The organism is Bacillus sp. AFS077874, from assembly GCF_002566505.1.
Taxonomy (GTDB): Bacteria; Bacillota; Bacilli; order Bacillales; family Bacillaceae_G; genus Gottfriedia.
Map to the genome: position 1 here is coordinate 42162 of NZ_NUYF01000048.1, position 19392 is coordinate 61553.

The 19392-nt window shown below is 32.7% G+C and carries 19 protein-coding genes and 1 riboswitch; of the genes, 15 read left to right on the plus strand and 4 right to left on the minus strand.

Translation table 11 applies throughout. From position 1 onward, the window contains the following. Positions 1-84 precede the first annotated feature (84 nt). Positions 85-1326 (plus strand): aspartate kinase, encoded by a 1242-nt coding sequence (locus tag COJ46_RS20435; RefSeq protein WP_097978384.1) that lies wholly within the window; start codon positions 85-87, stop codon positions 1324-1326. A 601-nt stretch (positions 1327-1927) separates the two neighbouring features. On the opposite strand, the gene COJ46_RS20445 is transcribed toward COJ46_RS20435, so the two are convergent. Then, positions 1928-2374 (minus strand): YslB family protein, encoded by a 447-nt coding sequence (locus COJ46_RS20445; protein ID WP_097978386.1) that lies wholly within the window; start codon positions 2372-2374, stop codon positions 1928-1930. A 302-nt stretch (positions 2375-2676) separates the two neighbouring features. Between COJ46_RS20445 and COJ46_RS20450 the strand changes: the two genes are divergently transcribed. The 8 genes from COJ46_RS20450 to COJ46_RS20485 all read left to right on the plus strand — a co-directional run bounded on the left by COJ46_RS20450 (position 2677) and on the right by COJ46_RS20485 (position 12182). Beyond that, positions 2677-3312: a succinate dehydrogenase cytochrome b558 subunit gene (locus COJ46_RS20450; RefSeq protein ID WP_097978387.1), complete on the plus strand. Its 636-nt coding sequence runs from the start codon at positions 2677-2679 to the stop codon at positions 3310-3312. Positions 3313-3324: 12 nt separating this feature from the next. Beyond that, entirely contained in the window at positions 3325-5091 is a 1767-nt protein-coding gene (gene sdhA, locus COJ46_RS20455; protein ID WP_097978388.1) for a succinate dehydrogenase flavoprotein subunit, read from the plus strand. A gap of 7 nt (positions 5092-5098) precedes the next feature. Further along, entirely contained in the window at positions 5099-5860 is a 762-nt protein-coding gene (sdhB, locus tag COJ46_RS20460) for a succinate dehydrogenase iron-sulfur subunit (protein WP_056473098.1), read from the plus strand. A 151-nt stretch (positions 5861-6011) separates the two neighbouring features. Further along, entirely contained in the window at positions 6012-6719 is a 708-nt protein-coding gene (locus COJ46_RS20465) for a hypothetical protein (protein WP_097978389.1), read from the plus strand. A 217-nt stretch (positions 6720-6936) separates the two neighbouring features. Next, positions 6937-7410 carry an acyl-CoA thioesterase gene (locus tag COJ46_RS20470; protein WP_098566244.1) on the plus strand — a complete coding sequence of 158 codons (474 nt, stop codon included), beginning with the start codon at positions 6937-6939 and terminating at the stop codon, positions 7408-7410. Positions 7411-7818: 408 nt separating this feature from the next. Further along, positions 7819-9735, plus strand: a complete 1917-nt coding sequence (thrS, locus tag COJ46_RS20475; protein ID WP_097978391.1) for a threonine--tRNA ligase — start codon at positions 7819-7821, stop codon at positions 9733-9735. Between the two features lie 243 nt (positions 9736-9978). Continuing rightward, a complete protein-coding gene (locus COJ46_RS20480; protein WP_176527964.1) occupies positions 9979-11658 on the plus strand; it encodes a DUF2339 domain-containing protein in 1680 nt (559 codons plus the stop codon). Positions 11659-11675: 17 nt separating this feature from the next. Next, the gene (locus COJ46_RS20485; RefSeq protein WP_097978393.1) at positions 11676-12182 is read left to right on the plus strand and encodes a GNAT family N-acetyltransferase; all 507 of its coding nucleotides are present in this window, start codon (positions 11676-11678) and stop codon (positions 12180-12182) included. A 296-nt stretch (positions 12183-12478) separates the two neighbouring features. Here the strand turns inward: COJ46_RS20485 and hmpA are convergent, their stop codons facing one another. Then, positions 12479-13723, minus strand: coding sequence for an NO-inducible flavohemoprotein (gene hmpA / locus COJ46_RS20490; RefSeq protein ID WP_097978394.1), 1245 nt, complete (start codon positions 13721-13723; stop codon positions 12479-12481). A 186-nt stretch (positions 13724-13909) separates the two neighbouring features. On the opposite strand from hmpA, the gene COJ46_RS20495 reads away from it, so the two are divergent. Further along, the gene (locus COJ46_RS20495) at positions 13910-14353 is read left to right on the plus strand and encodes an RrF2 family transcriptional regulator (protein WP_097978395.1); all 444 of its coding nucleotides are present in this window, start codon (positions 13910-13912) and stop codon (positions 14351-14353) included. 97 nt (positions 14354-14450) lie between these two features. Here the strand turns inward: COJ46_RS20495 and racE are convergent, their stop codons facing one another. After that, positions 14451-15242, minus strand: a complete 792-nt coding sequence (gene racE, locus COJ46_RS20500; protein WP_097978396.1) for a glutamate racemase — start codon at positions 15240-15242, stop codon at positions 14451-14453. Between the two features lie 232 nt (positions 15243-15474). Next, positions 15475-15584: riboswitch (TPP riboswitch) on the plus strand. 88 nt (positions 15585-15672) lie between these two features. Between racE and COJ46_RS20505 the strand changes: the two genes are divergently transcribed. From COJ46_RS20505 to COJ46_RS20525, 5 genes are read left to right on the plus strand one after another with little or no spacing between them, the layout of a single operon-like run. Continuing rightward, positions 15673-16665, plus strand: coding sequence for an ABC transporter substrate-binding protein (locus COJ46_RS20505; protein WP_098566246.1), 993 nt, complete (start codon positions 15673-15675; stop codon positions 16663-16665). Between the two features lie 12 nt (positions 16666-16677). Next, the gene (locus COJ46_RS20510; RefSeq protein WP_069035213.1) at positions 16678-16968 is read left to right on the plus strand and encodes a thiamine-binding protein; all 291 of its coding nucleotides are present in this window, start codon (positions 16678-16680) and stop codon (positions 16966-16968) included. Continuing rightward, the gene (locus COJ46_RS20515; RefSeq protein WP_098566247.1) at positions 16968-17735 is read left to right on the plus strand and encodes an ABC transporter permease; all 768 of its coding nucleotides are present in this window, start codon (positions 16968-16970) and stop codon (positions 17733-17735) included. The genes COJ46_RS20510 and COJ46_RS20515 overlap by 1 nt, the downstream gene beginning before the upstream one ends. Continuing rightward, positions 17732-18463, plus strand: a complete 732-nt coding sequence (locus COJ46_RS20520) for an ABC transporter ATP-binding protein (RefSeq protein WP_097978399.1) — start codon at positions 17732-17734, stop codon at positions 18461-18463. Before COJ46_RS20515 ends, COJ46_RS20520 begins: the two co-directional genes overlap by 4 nt. A 4-nt stretch (positions 18464-18467) precedes the next feature. Continuing rightward, complete coding sequence (locus COJ46_RS20525) at positions 18468-19235, plus strand: TatD family hydrolase (protein ID WP_286145532.1); 768 nt, start codon at positions 18468-18470, stop codon at positions 19233-19235. Here COJ46_RS20525 and COJ46_RS24790 read toward each other — a convergent pair. Further along, positions 19213-19392, minus strand: a 180-nt coding sequence (locus COJ46_RS24790; RefSeq protein WP_218008693.1) for a hypothetical protein, incomplete at its 5' end; no start/stop codon positions are given. The genes COJ46_RS20525 and COJ46_RS24790 overlap by 23 nt on opposite strands.

Genomic DNA, 19392 nt, shown 5'->3' on the forward strand with positions numbered 1-19392 from the left:
ATTTTATTTGTAAATTAGGCGCGTGAACATTGCTTCACGCGCTTTTTTGTATTCTTTTTTAAGTAAAAAGTGAGGATGAGAAAAATGGGAATTATTGTTCAAAAATTCGGTGGTACTTCAGTAGGCTCAATTGAACGAATTCAGCATGTTGCTGAAACAGTAACCAAATCATATAAAGAAGGAAACCAAGTAGTTACAGTTGTATCTGCAATGGGACATCATACAGACGAACTAGTTAGTTTAGCAGCTCAAATTAGTCCGCATAACAGTAAACGTGAATTAGATATGTTACTTACTACAGGGGAACAAGTTTCGATTTCGTTACTAGCAATGGCGATCCAAGCTAAAGGTTTTAAAGCTATTTCACTAACTGGTTGGCAAGCTGGAATTCAAACTGAATCTGTCCATGGAAATGCGCGTATTGAAACAATTCATACTGATCGAATTCAACAATTACTTGATGAAGGGTATATCGTAATTGTTGCTGGTTTCCAAGGTTTAAGTGACAACAATGAAATTACGACATTAGGTCGTGGTGGTTCAGATACAACAGCTGTTGCATTGGCAGCTGCTTTAAATGCAGAACGTTGTGATATTTATACAGACGTATTAGGTGTTTATACTACGGATCCAAGAGTTGAACCAAATGCTTCTAAACTAAGCCATGTCTCTTATGATGAAATGCTAGAGCTTGCAGCTTTAGGAGCAGCGGTTTTACATCCAAGAGCAGTAGAATTCGCAAAAAATTATAATTTAATTATTCAAGTTCGTTCAAGTCAACATGATGAAATCGGTACATTTATTGGGGAGGAAACACAAATGGAACAACAATCAGTCGTAAGAGGAATCGCATTCGAATCTAATGTAACAAGGATGACTTTAAATGGTTTAAATAACCATGTAGATTTATTACCTAAAATCTTTACTTTATTAGCAAGTGAAGGTATTGATGTTGATATTATCATCCAAAGCGTAACATCAGATAACTTAGTAAATCTTTCATTCTCGATCAAATCTGAAAATATGATGGAAGCAATAGCGGTTCTAGAATCAAAGAAAGAATTTTTAGGTTACCGCTCATTTGATTTTGAAAGTGAACTTGCTAAAGTATCAATTGTAGGTAGTGGAATGGTTTCAAATCCAGGTGTTGCTGCAAAAATGTTTAAATTTTTAGCTGAAAGTGAAATCCCTGTAAAAATGGTAAGTACTTCTGAAATTAAAGTATCAACAGTTGTACCAAAATCAAAATTACAAGAAGCAGTTCACGCTCTTCATAAAGGATATGAATTAGATCGTATTAATGAAGAAGTAGTAGTAGAAAACTAAATAGTAAAATAAACCCTTTTAGGCGTTCAAATTCTTATATATAGGCTTTGAAATATTGATTTTATCAATATTCATCACGTTCAGATATACAGAGCCGTATAGTATAGTGATAGCGTTTAAAAGGGTTTTTTAATCGTTAAGCGAATAAATTATATAAAGATTCTGTAAATTTAAAATATGTAAGGCGAACGGCTAAATGGTAAATAAAAGAAGGAGGTATTAATAATGGGGCATAGTATACTTGCCTACGGATATGGAGAAATTGTGCTACAGTTCGTTCTATTAATACTCGCCATTTTGTTTTTTGTTTCTATTTGTTTATTCTTGTTAAATTCTATTATTAAGGGAGTTAAAAGAAACAAGAATTTTGAGGGAATTAGAAGGCAGGATCCAAGTAAGGAAAGGAAAGAGAAGGGGTAAGGAAGTTAAATAATAACTACCTGATCTTTTTCTTAAATTAAAGTAAAAATTTGGACTTAATGATTTATTGGTTAATACTCATTGTTGTACCTGTAATTGAACTTATATTTCAATATTTCAAGAAAAAATTATTCAAAAGGAAACACCACAAGGGACCAAAGTTCTTGTGGTGTTTTTCGTGTTATCTTCTTGTAATTGGATCCTTTAAATCCCATTTTACTTGGAACTTTACTTTGTCGCCTCTTTTGCTTTGCTCTTCATACGTTTCAGCTATAACATCGATTTGCTGTTGAATTTGCATCGCTAGAAATCCAGCTTCTAGTTGGTAAGATACGTTCTTTTTTTGTTGATTTCTGTATGTAATTAATTCAGAAGATAGTGTTAAATGAACTTCTTGCTTCTTTTCTTCTTCAACAGTAAGAGTACCCCAACCAGCTTGATCAAAAAATTCTATAATTTCTTCAAAGGTTGCTAAAGGATATTTCCTGGCAATCATTTTACCCGCCCAATATAAAATATCATTTTGCTCTTTTCCTAATAAATCATTCAATAAATCGTTACGTATTAGCTCATAGCCAAAACCAGAAATATTTCCCGGAATATTTAAATTTTCAATGCCGTTCGTCATGGTCGGATAACTCTCCCTTTCCTAAAAAAACATGTTTTTATTATATACAATATTTAATAGTAAAAACAATAATTCGACAACAGTAGATTACAAGGATTACCAATCTAAATGAGAAGTTTTTTCAGTAAAGAAAAATGTACGCGTTTTCTTGACCTCCTATATTATCAGGAGTAAAATGGGTTGTAGATAAATGTCATAAAAATTTCGACTTTTTATGCGTATTGCTTATTTATTCTATTTTTTTAGAATAATAGAGGAATTAAATTTTTCATGTGCACAAACTAAAGGGGGCAGGGGTTTACATGAGCAACAAGAATGGAAGGGAGTTTTTCTTTAGAAAACTTCATTCATTGCTAGGAGTTATTCCGGTTGGGATCTTTTTAACACAGCACTTAGTTGTCAATCATTTTGCGACAAATGGAGCAACATCGTTCAACAAAGCTGCTGAATTTATGGCGAATTTACCATTCCGCTATTTTTTAGAAGTTTTTGTCATTTTCTTACCAATTTTATACCATGCAATTTACGGACTATACATTGCGTTCACTGGAACTAGCAATGTTAAAAATTATGGATACTTACGTAACTGGTTATATTTATTCCAACGTATTTCTGGTGTAGTTACTTTAATTTTTATTACTTGGCACGTATGGCAAACACGTATCGCTGCTCAACTTGGAGCAACGGTTGATTATAATATGATGGCTGATATTTTTACTTCAAAATTTATGTTAGTTTTCTATATAGTAGGTGTAATTTCAACAATTTTCCACTTTGCTAATGGATTATGGTCATTCTTCGTATCTTGGGGAATTACAGTAACACCTAGATCACAACGTATTTCAACATATGTTACATTAGGTATATTCGTAGTATTATCATTCGTTGGATTAACTGCTATCTTTGCATTCATTGATCCACAACTAGCGAATTTGTAAGGAGAGAGAGTCATGAGTGGGAAAATAATTATCGTCGGTGGCGGATTAGCTGGTCTTATGGCAACAATTAAAGCCGCTGAAGCTGGCACAAAAGTAGATTTATTCTCATTAGTTCCCGTAAAACGATCACATTCAGTATGTGCTCAAGGTGGAATTAATGGTGCAGTTAATACAAAAGGTGAAGGTGACTCTCCTTGGGAGCACTTTGATGATACAATTTATGGTGGGGATTTCTTAGCAAACCAACCACCTGTAAAGGCAATGGCAGAAGCAGCACCTGGCATCATTCATATGATGGACCGTATGGGTGTAATGTTCAACCGTACGCCAGAAGGACTATTAGACTTCCGTCGTTTCGGTGGTACGCAACATCACCGTACAGCATTTGCTGGTGCTACGACTGGGCAACAATTATTATATGCATTAGATGAGCAAGTTCGTCGTTACGAATCTGAAGGTCTTGTTCAAAAGTATGAAGGCTGGGAATTTTTAAGAGTTATTGTTGATGATGAAGGCGTATGTCGTGGGATCGTTGGACAAAACTTAACATCAATGGAAATCGTAAGTTTCCCTGCGGATGCTGTAATTATGGCATCTGGTGGCCCTGGTATTATCTTTGGTAAAACGACAAATTCAATTATCAACACTGGTTCAGCTGCTGCAGCTGTATATCGTCAAGGTGCAGTTTATTCAAATGGTGAATTTATTCAAATCCATCCAACTGCAATCCCTGGAGATGATAAAAACCGTTTAATGAGTGAAAGTGCTCGTGGTGAAGGTGGACGAGTTTGGACGTATAAAGATGGTAAACCATGGTATTTCTTAGAAGAGAAATATCCTGCATATGGAAATCTTGTACCAAGGGATATTGCTACACGTGAGATTTTCTCTGTATGTGTTGACCACAAGCTTGGTATCAATGGTGAAAACATGGTTTATTTAGATCTTTCACATAAAGATCCACATGAACTTGATGTAAAACTTGGTGGAATCATCGAGATTTATGAGAAATTCACAGGTGATGATCCGAAAAAAGTTCCAATGAAGATCTTCCCAGCAGTTCACTACTCAATGGGTGGATTATGGGTTGACTATGACCAAATGACTACAATTCCTGGTTTATTTGCTGCAGGTGAGTGTGATTACTCAATGCACGGAGCTAACCGTTTAGGAGCTAACTCATTACTTTCTGCTATTTATGGTGGAATGGTTGCTGGACCAAATGCTGTAAGATACGTAAATGGTTTAGCTAAATCTTCAGATGATGTTTCAACTTCTGTATTTGAATCAAATGCTAATGAAGAAAAAGAAAAATTGAATCGCATTTATAAAATGGACGGTAAAGAAAATGCATACCTTCTTCATAAAGAGCTTGGAGAATGGATGACAGACAACGTTACTGTAGTTCGATTCAATGATCGCTTATTAAAAACTGATGAAAAAATTCAAGAGCTTTATGAGCGCTATCAAAACATTAACATTAATGATACAGCTAAATGGAGTAACCAAGGTGCTTCATTTACTCGTCAACTTGAAAACATGCTTCACTTATCACGTGTTATCACATTAGGTGCATATAACCGTAATGAAAGCCGTGGAGCTCACTATAAACCTGAATTCCCAGAACGTAATGATGAGGAATTCTTAAAAACTACAATGGCTAAATTTGATGAGAAATCAAATTCACCATTATTCCATTACGAAGATGTTGATACATCATTAATTCAACCTAGAAAACGTGACTATTCTAAGAAGAAGGAGGACAAAGCAAATGCATAATGGAACAATGACTGCTGAAAAGACAATTACTGTTATTGTTAAACGTCAAGATTCACCAAATACTGCGCCATATGAAGAAACATTTACTGTCCCTTATCGTCCGAATATGAACGTAATCTCGGCGTTAATGGAAATTCGTAAAAATCCAGTTAATTCAAATGGAAAAGAAACGACTGCAATTTCTTGGGACATGAACTGTCTTGAAGAAGTTTGTGGAGCATGTTCTATGGTTATCAATGGTAAACCAAGACAATCATGTTCTGCGCTTATTGACAAATTGGAACAACCAATTCGTCTTGAGCCAATGAGCACATTCCCAGTAGTACGTGACTTACAAGTTGATCGTAGCCGCATGTTCGATTCTTTAAAACGCGTTAAAGCATGGATTCCAATTGATGGAACGCATGACTTAGGTCCTGGACCAAGAATGCCTGAAAGAAAACGTCAATGGGCTTATGAATTATCAAAATGTATGACTTGTGGTGTATGTTTAGAAGCTTGTCCAAACGTTAATAGTAAATCTAACTTTATTGGGCCTGCACCGCTTTCACAAGTACGTTTATTTAATGCTCATCCAACTGGAGAAATGAATAAGGAAGAACGTCTTCATGCAATTATGGGAGACGGTGGATTATCAAACTGTGGTAATTCACAAAACTGTGTACAATCTTGTCCAAAAGGTATTCCTTTAACAACTTCAATTGCAGCATTAAACCGTGCAACTACAATCCAATCTTTCAAAGACTTCTTTGGAAGCGACGAAATTTAATAATTATAAAAGCATGTTCCTTAGGGGACATGCTTTTTTTGCATTTTTAAATAAATATCTTCTAATAAACTCCACTTTTAAATCATATCAATAGTAAAGGCAGCAAAGGGATGTGCGGTGTCTTACCCCTTTCGATCGGAGGTTGACTTGAATGCAACAGTTTGAAGTGACATTTGAGACGAAATGCTATGAAAAAGATTGGGAAATACTTTTAAAGACAGACCGGATCGAAAAAATGATTGAGTTTAATCAATTTCAATTTAAAGAAAAAATTTTATATATTAATAACGTACAAGATGTAAGGGAAGTCAGTCGTCATGCAGACAAACTTGTCGCAAGGGATGTTTTATCGTCATATGTAATAGTTGATGATTATTCAAAGGAAGCCCTCAATTATTTTGAGGTTACGAAGGAAAGCTTCAAAGGTGGTTATTACTATTCAATCTCAGAACTTGTTAGTATTTATCTTTGCAATACAGATTTTTTACTTCATTTTTCAAGTGATTCTATTTTAGAAAAGCCTTTTAATTGGATTGATTTATCAATATTAAAACTTCAAGAGGATGAAAGATTTAAAGTAGCAAATCCAGTATGGAATGGAAATATTTTTGAGGCAAAACAAGAATCATTTGAAGAAGATGAAAACTTTTATATTGGTTATGGATTTTCAGATCAATGTTACTTAATCAGGACAAATGATTTTAAAAATAAGATATATAATGAAAAAAATCCTTTATCTGAAAGATACCCAATATATGGGGGAGAACTTTTTGAAAAACGTGTAGATGCTTGGATGCGAAATAATCATTTCAAAAGAATCACATTCAAACATGGGAATTATATTCATCAAAATTATTGAGTGTTAAGGATGTTTTTTAATAACAAAACAGGGTTAGGTTAAAGAAAGGGAGAGCGGTAGATAGAAAAGTTAGTAGAGAAGATATTATTCTCTAATGAAGCCTTTTACTATTTTATAAGTCCCTTATTTCCTTCATCCTGTCCCCTTTCAAACTGAATGAATATTCATTCTTTAAAGAAATTAATGCTATAATAAAGATAGTAAGGGGGCAAATTCGATGGGGAAAATAAATTATGTATCTAATATACAGGAGTGGCAATCTGAGTTTTCATTTAAGATTACTATTAAAGTTCGATTTAGTGAAACGGACATGTTTGGACATATGAATAATACAGTTCCATTCGTTTATTTTGAAGAATCACGAATTGAGTATTTAAAAAATTTAGGGCTTATGCAAGAATGGACGGCAAATCATAGTGAGTTTATTCCAGTTGTTGCTGATTTACAATGTGATTACTTACGACAAGTATTTTTTAATGAAATCATCGATGTGTACATAAAAATTGCAAAAGTAGGAAATTCATCAATCGATTTACACTATATGGGGATTAATCCTAAAAATGAAATTTGCTTTACCGGACGAAATTCCTTAGTAAATATAAATCGTCATACAGGGCGAAGTGAAAAATGGAAAAAAGAATGGAAAGAAAAATTATTAAATGAAATAAAGAATTCAGTAGTTAGTGTTTAAAACAAGTAATGTTGTAACATACTGAATAAAGATTGAATAGAATGATAAAACAATTAAATTTATCTTAAGATGAGTACTTGAAGAATTCAATGACATTCTATATAATACTTTTATACGAATAAGGAAAAGCAAAGATCAAGGACACGAGCGTTCAAGACGATAGTAAGAGAGGAATTCATTTGGTGCGAGAATTCTCTATACGTTGAATGACTTACCACCTTGTAGCTATAGTGGGGAACGTAAGTTTTTTTACAAGTAACTACTATCGGTGTAGACCGTTAAAACGTTGAGATTTTGTATACTTATTTTTGTGTACATTAAATTAGGGTGGAACCACGAGCACATTCGTCCCTACGAGTGTGCTCTTTTTTTATTGTCAAAATTAATTTGAAAAAGGAGTGAACTTAAATGATTTCAATTAAATTACCAGATGGATCAATTCGCGAGGTGGAACAAAATACAACAGTTGAAGATTTCGCGGGTTCAATCTCCATTAGCTTAAAGAAAAAAGCGCTTGGTGGAAAAATTAATGGTAAATTAGTGGATTTAAATACACCTATTACTGAAGAGTGTGAAGTTCAAATAATTACTCAAGATGATCAAGATGGATTAGAAATGATGCGTCATAGTTCAGCGCATATTTTAGCTCAAGCAGTAAAACGTCTTTATAAAGGCGAAAAAGCTGCATTTGGTGTTGGACCTGTAACTGCTGACGGTTTCTATTATGATATTGATCTTCCAGTTTCAATTAAAGTAGAAGACCTACCTAAAATTGAAAAAGAAATGGAAAAAATTATTAAAGAAAACTTACCGATTACTCGTTCAGAAGTTAGTCGTGAAGAGGCAATTAAATTCTTCACTGAATTAGACGATGAGTTTAAACTAGAATTAATCCGTGATTTACCAGAAGATGCAGTTATTTCAATGTATACTCAAGGTGAATTCGTTGACCTTTGCCGTGGACCACATGTTCCTACAACTGGCCGTGTAAAAGCGATTAAATTATTATCAGTTGCTGGAGCTTATTGGAGAGGCGATGCGAATAATAAAATGCTTCAACGTGTTTATGGTACTGCTTTCCCAAGTAAGAAGGAATTAGAAGAGCATTTATTCTTATTAGAAGAAGCTAAAAAACGTGATCACCGTAAATTAGGTAAAGAACTTGAATTATTCATGTTCTCTGAAGAAGCACCTGGTATGCCATTCTTCTTACCAAAAGGTACAATTATCCGTAATGAATTAGAACAATATGAGCGCGGATTACAAACTTCAAAAGATTACAAAGAAGTTCGTACACCATTCATTATGAATCAAAGATTATGGGAGCAATCAGGTCACTGGCATCACTACCATGAAAACATGTACTTTACTGAAGTTGATGAAACTAAATTCGCATTAAAACCGATGAACTGCCCAGGTCATATGTTAGTTTATAAAAATAAATTACATTCATACCGTGATCTACCGGTTCGTATGTGTGAAAATGGTCAAGTTCACCGTCATGAATATTCTGGTGCCTTAAATGGTATGATGCGTGTTCGTACTTTTACTCAAGATGATGCACATATCTTCTGTCGTCCAGACCAAATTGAAGGCGAAATTATTGAAGTAATTAACTTAATTAAAGAAATTTACGGCGTATTCGGATTCACTTATAAAGTAGAATTATCAACTCGCCCAGAAGATTCAATGGGCTCAGAAGAGTTGTGGAACTCAGCAGAGCAGGCTTTAGAAAATGTTCTAAAATCTGAGAACTTAGACTTTAAATTAAACCCAGGCGATGGCGCATTCTATGGTCCTAAAATCGATTTCCATATTCAAGATGCATTAAAACGTAGCTGGCAATGTGCTACAATTCAATTAGATTTCCAAATGCCTGAGAAATTTGATTTAACTTATGTTAATGAAGATAACCAAAAAGAACGTCCAGTTGTTATCCACCGTGCAATTTATGGTTCAATTGACCGTTTCTTAGGAATCTTAACTGAACATTTTGCTGGAGCATTCCCATTATGGTTAGCACCAGTTCAAGTAGCGGTATTACCAATTTCAAGTGTTCATAATGAATATGCACAAAAACTTGCTGATCAATTAAAAGCTGCAGGAATTCGTGTTGAAGCTGATTTACGTGGCGAAAAAATTGGATATAAAATCCGTGAAGCACAACTTCAAAAATTACCTTTTATGTTAGTAGTTGGTGATCAAGAGGTTGAAAATAATACTGTAGCTATTCGTAAACGTGGCGAAGGTGACATTGGTACTCAACCATTCGAGAGCTTCTTAGAAATGATTAAACAACAAAAATCAGAAAAAGTTCTATTTTAATTTTAAAAATCCTCTATTTTTATAATAGAGGATTTTTTTTGACAGATTTAATTAACGACTTGTTTTCCAGTAGAACTGATTGTCTTTATTTTCTGGGAAATATGACGAAATTTGCAAAAAAACATACTTCATAAATATTTTTTTATATAGGATTAATCCAGGAAGTAGCGAACTTATATGAAGGATGTCTTTTCAGTTATTTAGTCTTAATAAAATACATAGTTATGATAAGAGGTGATGCAGTTGGATAATCAGAATCAAGATCTTAAAAAAAAGGTAGAAAAGCTTGAAGAAGAAGTCAGAGAAATGAAGAAACAAATTGAATTTCTCTTAATCACGAAAGAAACTTCAAACGAGATTAAACAAATAACTCAAACTAAAGTAAATAATCCTAAACCACAAAAAACAGTTAGTAGACAGGTTAAAGTAACAGTTGAAAATGAAAAGGTTGACTATGAAGCACTTATTTTCCAAAAGTGGTTACCTAGATTTTTTATATTTATTTTCATTCTTGGCGTAATGTGGGGATTTAAAGCGGCATCAGATTATGGAGTATTAAATAAGTATGCAAAAGTAGGTATTGGTTTTGTTATAGCGATTGCTTTATTCTGGTACGGTAATCGTCAAATGAAAACTAAACGATCAACACTTGGCCAATCATTAATTGGTGGCGTGTTACCGGTATTATTTTTAACTACGTTTGCTATGCATCATTTATATCACATGGTTGGGTCAACGATTGCATTTACCCTTTTGATTATTTGGGTATGTATTGGTTTTTATTCGATGAATAGATACAAATCAGAAGTAATTGGATTAATAAGTATAATAGGAGCCGTTTTTGTACCATTCCTAGTTAAAAGTGATTCGCCAAACTATTTATTTTTCTCTATCTATGAAACAGTGATTTACTTATGCTTTATGTTTTATGCAACATTTAAGAAATATAAATTCATCTATCTTTCGTCTGTAATATTATTGCATTTATCTTATTTAATTGTTGCTTTAGTTAATTTTAATACAAATGGAATTGAATATTTCGCACTAAGTATTCTCGTTCAACATATTAGTTTGCTAGCTATATTGATAAAATCTAAGTTTGCTATTAAAAAGCAAGTAATAATTCTTCACACCAGTTTTATTTTAACAATCGGTTGGATCTTTAGTGCATTTGAAGATCTGAATAGAACAATGATTTTAATCTTTTTATGTGTAGGATATTTATTCCTGACTTTTTATTATAAAAAGAAATCGGATTTTTTCTTTGGATTTTCGACTAATTTTATATTAGCCATTTCATTCCTTTGTTTGGATAGTGTTTCAGAAAACTTACTATGTACAGTATTAATAATTCAAGCAGTATCAACTTATTTATTTTATTTAAGATATCGAGATCTACTAAAATTAATTATAGCTGCTCTTACATTTATTCCGGTGGGGATATCCATTTTATCAGTTGGAATAGATTCTTTATGGTCTTTTGAAACAATGAATTGGTTTATGTTAATTCTAGGTCTAATTACGATTGCAATTTTGGCTTATAAAAATGAAGATGAAAAGCAATTTATCTTATTAAGTAGTTCTTTATTAATTACGGTTATATTAATTGCTTTTATAACACAAATTGTTCAAATACTCGCAGTAGATCAATCCGACAATATAATTCGATTATTAATTAATATCAGTTGGATCTTGCTTTCAATATTAGCCATGATACTTGGTAACTTTAAGAAGTTCAAAGTTTGGACATATACTGGGATAGGTTTATTATTATTGACGCTAGGAAAACTTGTATTAATAGATTTACCAAATATTACATTGATGGTTAGAGCCGGTTTATTTATACTGCTTGGACTGATTGGATTAGTCATTTCTAGAATATTTTTTAAGGGAAGCAGTAGTCAAAAAAACTATAAAATTTAGTATACAGGAGTCAGGTAATGATAATCACTGAAACTAAAAATTTACTATTAATGACTTTTACAGCAGAAGCGATGCTTTCTGTTTTAAGTGGAAATAAAGAGTTAGAATTTGAAAATCAATTTTATAGTTTCGCTCAAGGGTGGCCAATTCTGGTATATAAAAATCTTTTCCCTTATAAAATCTCTCGTTTTCAAACACATCCTACTGAAGAAAAATATGAAGGAATTATTATTCATAAAAAAGATCGAGTAATTATTGGGGACATGGGATTTAAAGGTGGTCCTGATGAAACTGGGATTATGGAGATAGGGTATAGTATTGCACCTAGTTATCAAGGTAAAGGGTATGCAACTGAAATGGCTAGGGCTATTTGTGAGTGGGGATTAAAGCAAAATCATGTTACAAGAATATCTGCTATTTGTTCCATTTATAATCATGCCTCTATTAGAGTTTTAGAGAAAATTGGCATGATAAAAGTAAAAGAAGAAATTGAAAAGTATTATTGGATGTTAGATAAAAAATAAATTTGTGATTTGCATTGATTAGAATGACTAATTTTTCTAGAAGAAGGTGGGCTTATTCTTACAACAAGAAATGCATCTATCATCTTTATGGTCATAACCAAACGTGATTTTGGTCGATTCTTTTTGTACGATCTTATGATAAGTGGCTTAGTATATGGCACTCTAAAAAAATACTACTCAAGTGACCTAATCGCAATTTTTGGTAGCTTTACAATACCGACAGTTTTAAAAAGAGTGGCTGTATTATTAGAGCGGAAATAAAAAGGATGCTCTTTATTCAGCATCCTTTCTAAATATTAACCTTGATGTACAGGGCTTTTAGGTTCAGTGTCTAAATTCATTGCTGGTCCGAAGAATTCATAATGAATTTGTGTATCTTTAATTCCTAATTCTTTTAAGCTTGTTATAATCGCTTTTAAAAATGGTACTGGTCCACATACGTAATAATCTGCATTGTCTGATTTAACATTGTTATTTAACCATTCTGCATCAATATAACCTTGTTTTTTAAAGTTATTATTTTTAAGATCTTCCTCAGATGGATTTTCATAAACAAATGATAAATTGTAATTTGTTAATTGCTCTTTTAATTGGTTTAGTTCATTTTCAAATGCTTGTAATTTACCGTTTCTTGAAGCGCTTATAAAGCTGACTTGACGATTTGGTTGATTGCTTGCAATTGACTTAGCCATACTGATTAATGGTGTAATTCCAACACCACCACTTAAGAAAACAACATCTGAATCAGTTTCAGTATTTAAAGTAAATTCACCTGCTGGAGCAGTAATATCCAAAGTATCACCAACATTTACTTGATTGTGCAGGTAGTTTGAGAATTTACCTAGTGGTTGGTTTTCTTCAGCTTCACTTTTTACTGAAATTCTAAAGTGATTTTTACCTGGTGCATCAGATAAGCTATATTGTCTGTTTGATAAATATTCTTCACCAGGAATTTGTGAACGAACAGTAATATATTGACCAGCTAAGAAAGTAGGAACTGAAGAACCATCTTTAGGAACTAAGTAGAATGAAGTAATTACATCGCTTTCTTCAACTTTTTCGCTGACTTTAAACTCTTTAAATTCAGACCAACCGCCTTCTTGGGAAGATGCTTCCTCATACATTTCTTTTTCGATATCGATAAATACTTGTGCAATAACTCCATATGCTTCCGCCCAAGCACCTAGTATTTCATCAGTTGCAGCCTCACCAAGTACTTCTTTAATTGCCCCTAGTAAATGTTGCCCTACGATTGGATAGTGCTCTGCTTTAACTTGAAGACTGCGGTGTTTTTGCGCAATTTGTTTTACAACAGGAATAATTGTTGCTAGTTTATCAATGTTCTGTGCAGCAGCTAAAACAGTATTTGCTAGGGCAGTTTGTTGTCTACCTTGTTGTTGATTTGTATGATTAAATACATTTAATAGTTCAGGATGATTAGTAAATAAATTTTTATAGAATACTTTAGTGATTTCTGTACCCTTTACTTCTAAGACTGGAACTGTTGACTTAATAATATCAATTGTTTTTTGAGATAGCATGAAAAATCCCCCTAATCATGTTTTAAAGTAGTATTGTAAATACATCTTTATCTTAGACCTAGAATTTACTTAAAGCAATATATAAAATACATCTTTTGTGTATTTTTTCGCAAAAATGCATAAAAGTTTAAAAAAAGTTCACAATTATGCTATGATTAATCTTAAATAAAACAGTGAGGACAAGTTATGCGTTTAACAACTTATTCGGATTACTCTCTTCGTGTACTAATATTTCTAAGCTCTGAGCCACGTGAAAAATTAGTTAATATTAAGGACATTGCTGAAGCTTATGATATTTCTAAAAATCATTTAATGAAAATAATTTATAATTTAGGTAAGATGGGTTACATCGAAACAATTCGTGGCAGAAACGGTGGAATCCGTTTAGCTAAATTACCATCAGAAATAAATATCGGTGAAATAATTCGTAAAACTGAAGAAGACTTTAATATTGTAGAATGTTTTGAACACGGTAATACTTGTGTTATTACACCTGTTTGTTCTTTAAAACATATATTTAATAATGCATTAGAACAATTTTTACACGTTTTAGATCAATATACATTAGATGATATTGTAAAGAACAATGCGATGCTTAAAGATTATTTTTCAAGTAACACAAAAGAATAAATATTATGAAATAGAAGAGCGTTCGTAATTTAAAAACAAAAAAACCAACAAAGGCTTACTTTGTTGGTTTTTTTCATTTAAATTGGTCTATCGACCTTTATAGTTTAATATACTTTACGTTTTCCATCGGTTCTTGGAATAAGGATGAAGCTATTTTACTAAAAATGGTTGGATCCCCAGTTGTAAAAAATTCATATGAAGTGATTTCAGAGTTAGATAATATATTTTGTTGATCCAGAATTGCACTTACTTCTAAAGCTGTTTCATCACCAGAGCTGATAAGTTGGATTGATGGTCCCATCACTTTTTGGATGATTGGACCGAGTAATGGGTAATGCGTGCAACCTAGAATTAGGGTATCAATATTTGAATCAGTAAGCGGTGCAAGAGTGTGTTTAACAATCTCAAATATTTCAGGTTTATTGTAGTCCCCATTTTCAACAATTCCAGCAAACTCTGGGCATGCCAAACCTTCAATTATAACTTTGTCATTAATTCGCTTTAGTGCGGAATGATATGCTTTACTATTAATAGTAGCATTCGTTCCAATGACACCGATTTGGTCATTTTGTGTTAATTTTATTGCTGCTCTAGCACCTGGGCGGACAACTCCAATGACTGGAATTTGAAGTTTTTCTCGCATTTCATTTAAGACGACTGAAGTTGCTGTATTACAGGCGATAACTAACATTTTTATATCTTTCTCCAATAGAAAATTAGTCATTTCCCAAGTGAATTCTCTGATTTCCGTATATGGTCGTGATCCGTATGGACATCTTGCAGTATCGCCTAAGTATAAAATGTCCTCTTTAGGTAATTGTCTTATAATTTGTTTGGCAACTGTTAAGCCCCCAACACCTGAGTCAATGACTCCGATTGGTTTATTCAAAAAATCCCCTCATTTTACTTAATAATTTGTTGATGTAGTATATTCTTTATTCATTTAAGATTTTACTATAAGAAATGATATTTTTGTTTATCATTCTCTTTTTAAAAATGTTAAAATTTCATAGTTTTATTGCTCTTATTAACAGAGTATTAAAACATTTAAACACAAGTTAAAAATAATTCGTAAATTCAATCATTATCTGTTATATTAATGAGGAAAAGTTTATATATGAGAAAAAATGTGGAGGAGCCAGTGTTGCTGGCTGAGATAGCATCCTTAAGATGTTGACTCTTAGAACCTGATCTGGGTGATGCCAGCGTAGGGAACAGTATCTCTTTTTAGATATGTTTTTTACAGCGCATTTACGTCCGGGTTAGTATCCGGACGTTTTCTTTTTGTATAAACAAAAAACAAAAAGGAGATATAGATAATGAAAAAACTAGTAGTATTTTTAGTAGCTATTTGTTTAATGTTAACTGGGTGTGGTCAAGACAAAACTGCTACTACTAAAAAGCCAAAGCAATTAAAAAAGGTGACTGTCGTACTAGACTGGACGCCAAATACAAATCAAACTGGGCTATTTGTTGCTAAGGAAAAAGGTTATTTTAAGGAACAAGGTCTTGATGTAGATATAATCAGTCCAGGAGAAACAGGTGCAGACCAATTAGTTGCATCTGGTAAAGCAGATTTTGGGGTTTCTTATCAAGAGTCAATTACACAAGCAAGAGTTCAAAATGTACCGATTGTATCAATTGCAGCAATTATTCAACATAATACTTCTGGATTTGCATCACCAGTGAAAAAAGGAATTAAGTCACCAAAAGATTTCGTTGGAAAAACATATGGTGGTTGGGGTTCACCGGTTGAAAAGGCTATTTTAAAATCACTTATGTCAGAAGAAAATGCTAATGTTAATAAGTTAAATATCGTTAATATGGGTGATGCTGATTTCTTTACAGCGGTAAAAAGAGATATCGATTTTGCGTGGATTTATCAAGGATGGACAGGGATTGAAGCAGAGCTACGTGGAGAAAAATTAAACATGATTTATTTAACTGATTATAGTAAAAAGCTAGATTACTATACTCCAGTTTTAGCTACGAACGAAAAAATGATTAGCAAAAACCCTAAAACAGTAAAAGCATTTGTGGCTGCAGCATCAAAAGGATATAATTTTGCAATTGATAACCCAAAAGAAGCTGCATCGATTTTAATAAAGGATAATCCGGATTTAGATAAAAAATTAGTGGAAAAAAGTCAAGAATGGTTAGCATCTAAATATAAAGATGATGCAGACCGTTGGGGCGAGCAAAAGTTATCAGTTTGGAAAAACTATGCTGATTTCTTAGCTGAAAATAAATTATTAGAAGGAAACTTTAAGCCAAAAGAAGCATTTACGAATGATTTCTTACCAGCGAAATAAGGAGGAGCAAAAATGCAAACTACTTTAATGAGTGTCCAAATTATACCGAAAACAAATAATATTGAGGATGTTATTCCAGCAGTTGATGAAGCAATTAAAATTATTGATGAATCAGGTGTAAAATATCAAGTTCAACCATTGGAAACAACTATGGAAGGCGACTTGAATCAATTATTAATGGTTGTTCAAAAAATGAATGAAAGAATGATTGAAATAGGTTGCCACAATGTAATAACTCAAATGAAAATACTTTATCAACCACAAGGTATTACGATGGATGTGTTAACGGAGAAGTACCGTTAATGAAATCTAAAAATATAAAAGGATGGCAACCTATCGTTGTCATCCTGCTTTTTTTAATTTGCTGGCAGCTAAGTATTAAAATTTGGAAAATCGAATCTTGGTTATTACCAGGACCAATCGCAATCTTTAAAGAAGGAATGAAATCAACTGATTCACTACTTCCTCATATTTCTTCTACAATTCAATTAACGATTATTGGTTTGTTAATTGGTAGTTTATTAGGATTTTTAATCGCATTTCTATTGCATTTAATACCAGGTGTTAGGGAAGCTTTTTACCCATTATTAATTCTTTCGCAAAATGTACCAATTATCGTATTGGCACCGCTTTTAATTATTTGGTTTGGATTTGGTGTATTACCTAAATTAATTATTATTTCTCTTGTTTGTTTTTTCCCTGTTACAGTTTCAGCGTTGGATGGTTTCCGACAAACACCAAGTGAACTAATAAATTATATGAAAATGGCGGGAGCATCCAAATCACAAATTTTTTGGAAAGTTGAATTGCCTTTTTCTCTACCTTCCATTTTTTCTGGCTTAAAGATTTCAGCGACTTATAGTGTTATGGGAGCAGTTATCTCTGAATGGCTAGGAGCGAAATCTGGAATTGGAGTCTATATGACTTTAGCTTCATCTTCATTTAGAACAGATCGAGTATTTGTTTCAATTTTTATCATTATGTTTTTAAGTATGCTTTTCTTCTTCCTAATAGTTGTAATTGAACGTTTTACTGTTAAATGGAAAGTTAAAGGGGAGAAACGGAAATGACACTACAAGTGGAACAATTATCAAAGAGTTATAGCGGTCATCAAGTGTTAGAAAATATATCCCTTTATGTAAACGAGGGTGAATTTGTATCGATTCTAGGTCCATCTGGTAGTGGGAAAAGTACGTTGTTCCATCTTATTGGAGGTTTAGTAAAACCAGATTCTGGAGAAGTAAAGTTAAATGGGTCGATAATAAATGGAGAACTTGGTCATGTTAGTTTTATGCCTCAGGATCATTCATTACTACCTTGGAGAACAGTATTAAAAAATATTGTTTTGTCACAAGAATTAAAACATAAGCCTGATGAAAAATTGGCAAGAGACTGGCTTAAAAGAACTGGCTTAGAAAACTATGAGAATGCTTACCCTCATGAATTATCTGGTGGTATGAAACAAAGAGTTTCATTTTTAAGGTCTCTACTAGCACCGCAGTCGTTCATGTGTATGGATGAGCCTTTTTCAGCTTTAGATGAGTTCACTAGACTTGAAATGCAGCAATGGCTTTTATCAATTTGGGAGGAGCAACGACGATCAATTTTATTAGTAACACATAATATTGATGAAGCGTTGTTAATGTCTGATCGAATATATATATTTTCTGACAAACCCGCCAAAATCAAAGAAGAAATCATAGTGCCATTTCCAAGACCACGTAAAAAAGAAATATTATTAAGTGATGAATTTACGGAATATAAAAGAAAAATCTATTTGGCTTTAGAGAAGGAGTAATTCGATGAAAATGATAGATGCTCATATTCATTTAGATTCTTATGTTACTAGTCAAAGAGAAGAAATATTAACTAATATACAAAGACACGAAATCGAAGCGCTCATTTCGGTATCGATGGATTTAAAATCTAGTAAGAAGAATTTAGAATTGAAAAATCAAAATAATAGTGTATATCCAGCATTCGGATTTCATCCTGAACAACAAATCCCTTCTGATGAAGAGGTTGATGAATTAATTGAATGGATTAAGAACCATCAGGATGAAATGGTCGCAATCGGAGAGGTTGGATTACCATATTATAAGAATTTAGAAGAACAGATTGATTACGTACCTTATATTCAATTACTAGAAAAATTTATCTCGCTTGCAAAAGAGTTAAATAAACCAATCATATTACATGCAGTGTATGAGGACGCCGAAACCGTATGTAATCTATTAGAAAAATATTTTATTAAAAAAGCCCATTTTCATTGGTTTAAAGGGGACGAGCTTACAATAAATCGGATGATGAAAAATGAGTATTTTATCTCGATTACACCAGATGTATTATATGAAAATGAGATTCAAGACTTAGTAAAAAAGTATCCTTTAGAATTAATGATGATAGAAACAGATGGTCCTTGGCCATTTGAAGGGCCTTTTGAAAATGAGTGGACACATCCAAAATTTATGCATCAATCAGTTGCAAAGATAGCTGAGTTAAAAGACATAGATCTGTCAAGTGCATATAAAACTTTATATGAAAATACTAAGAGGTTTTATAGTATATAAAATAAGAAAATCGTTTTCCAAAAGGAAACGATTTTTTTTCACGTTGTTGAAAAACAACCTTGTCAATTAAATTAGCAAATTTTCGTAAAAGGCGTAGAGTGATGTTGATTTCCACTACAGGATGCTCGCTTTCCATTGGGCGAGATTCTTTCGCCTC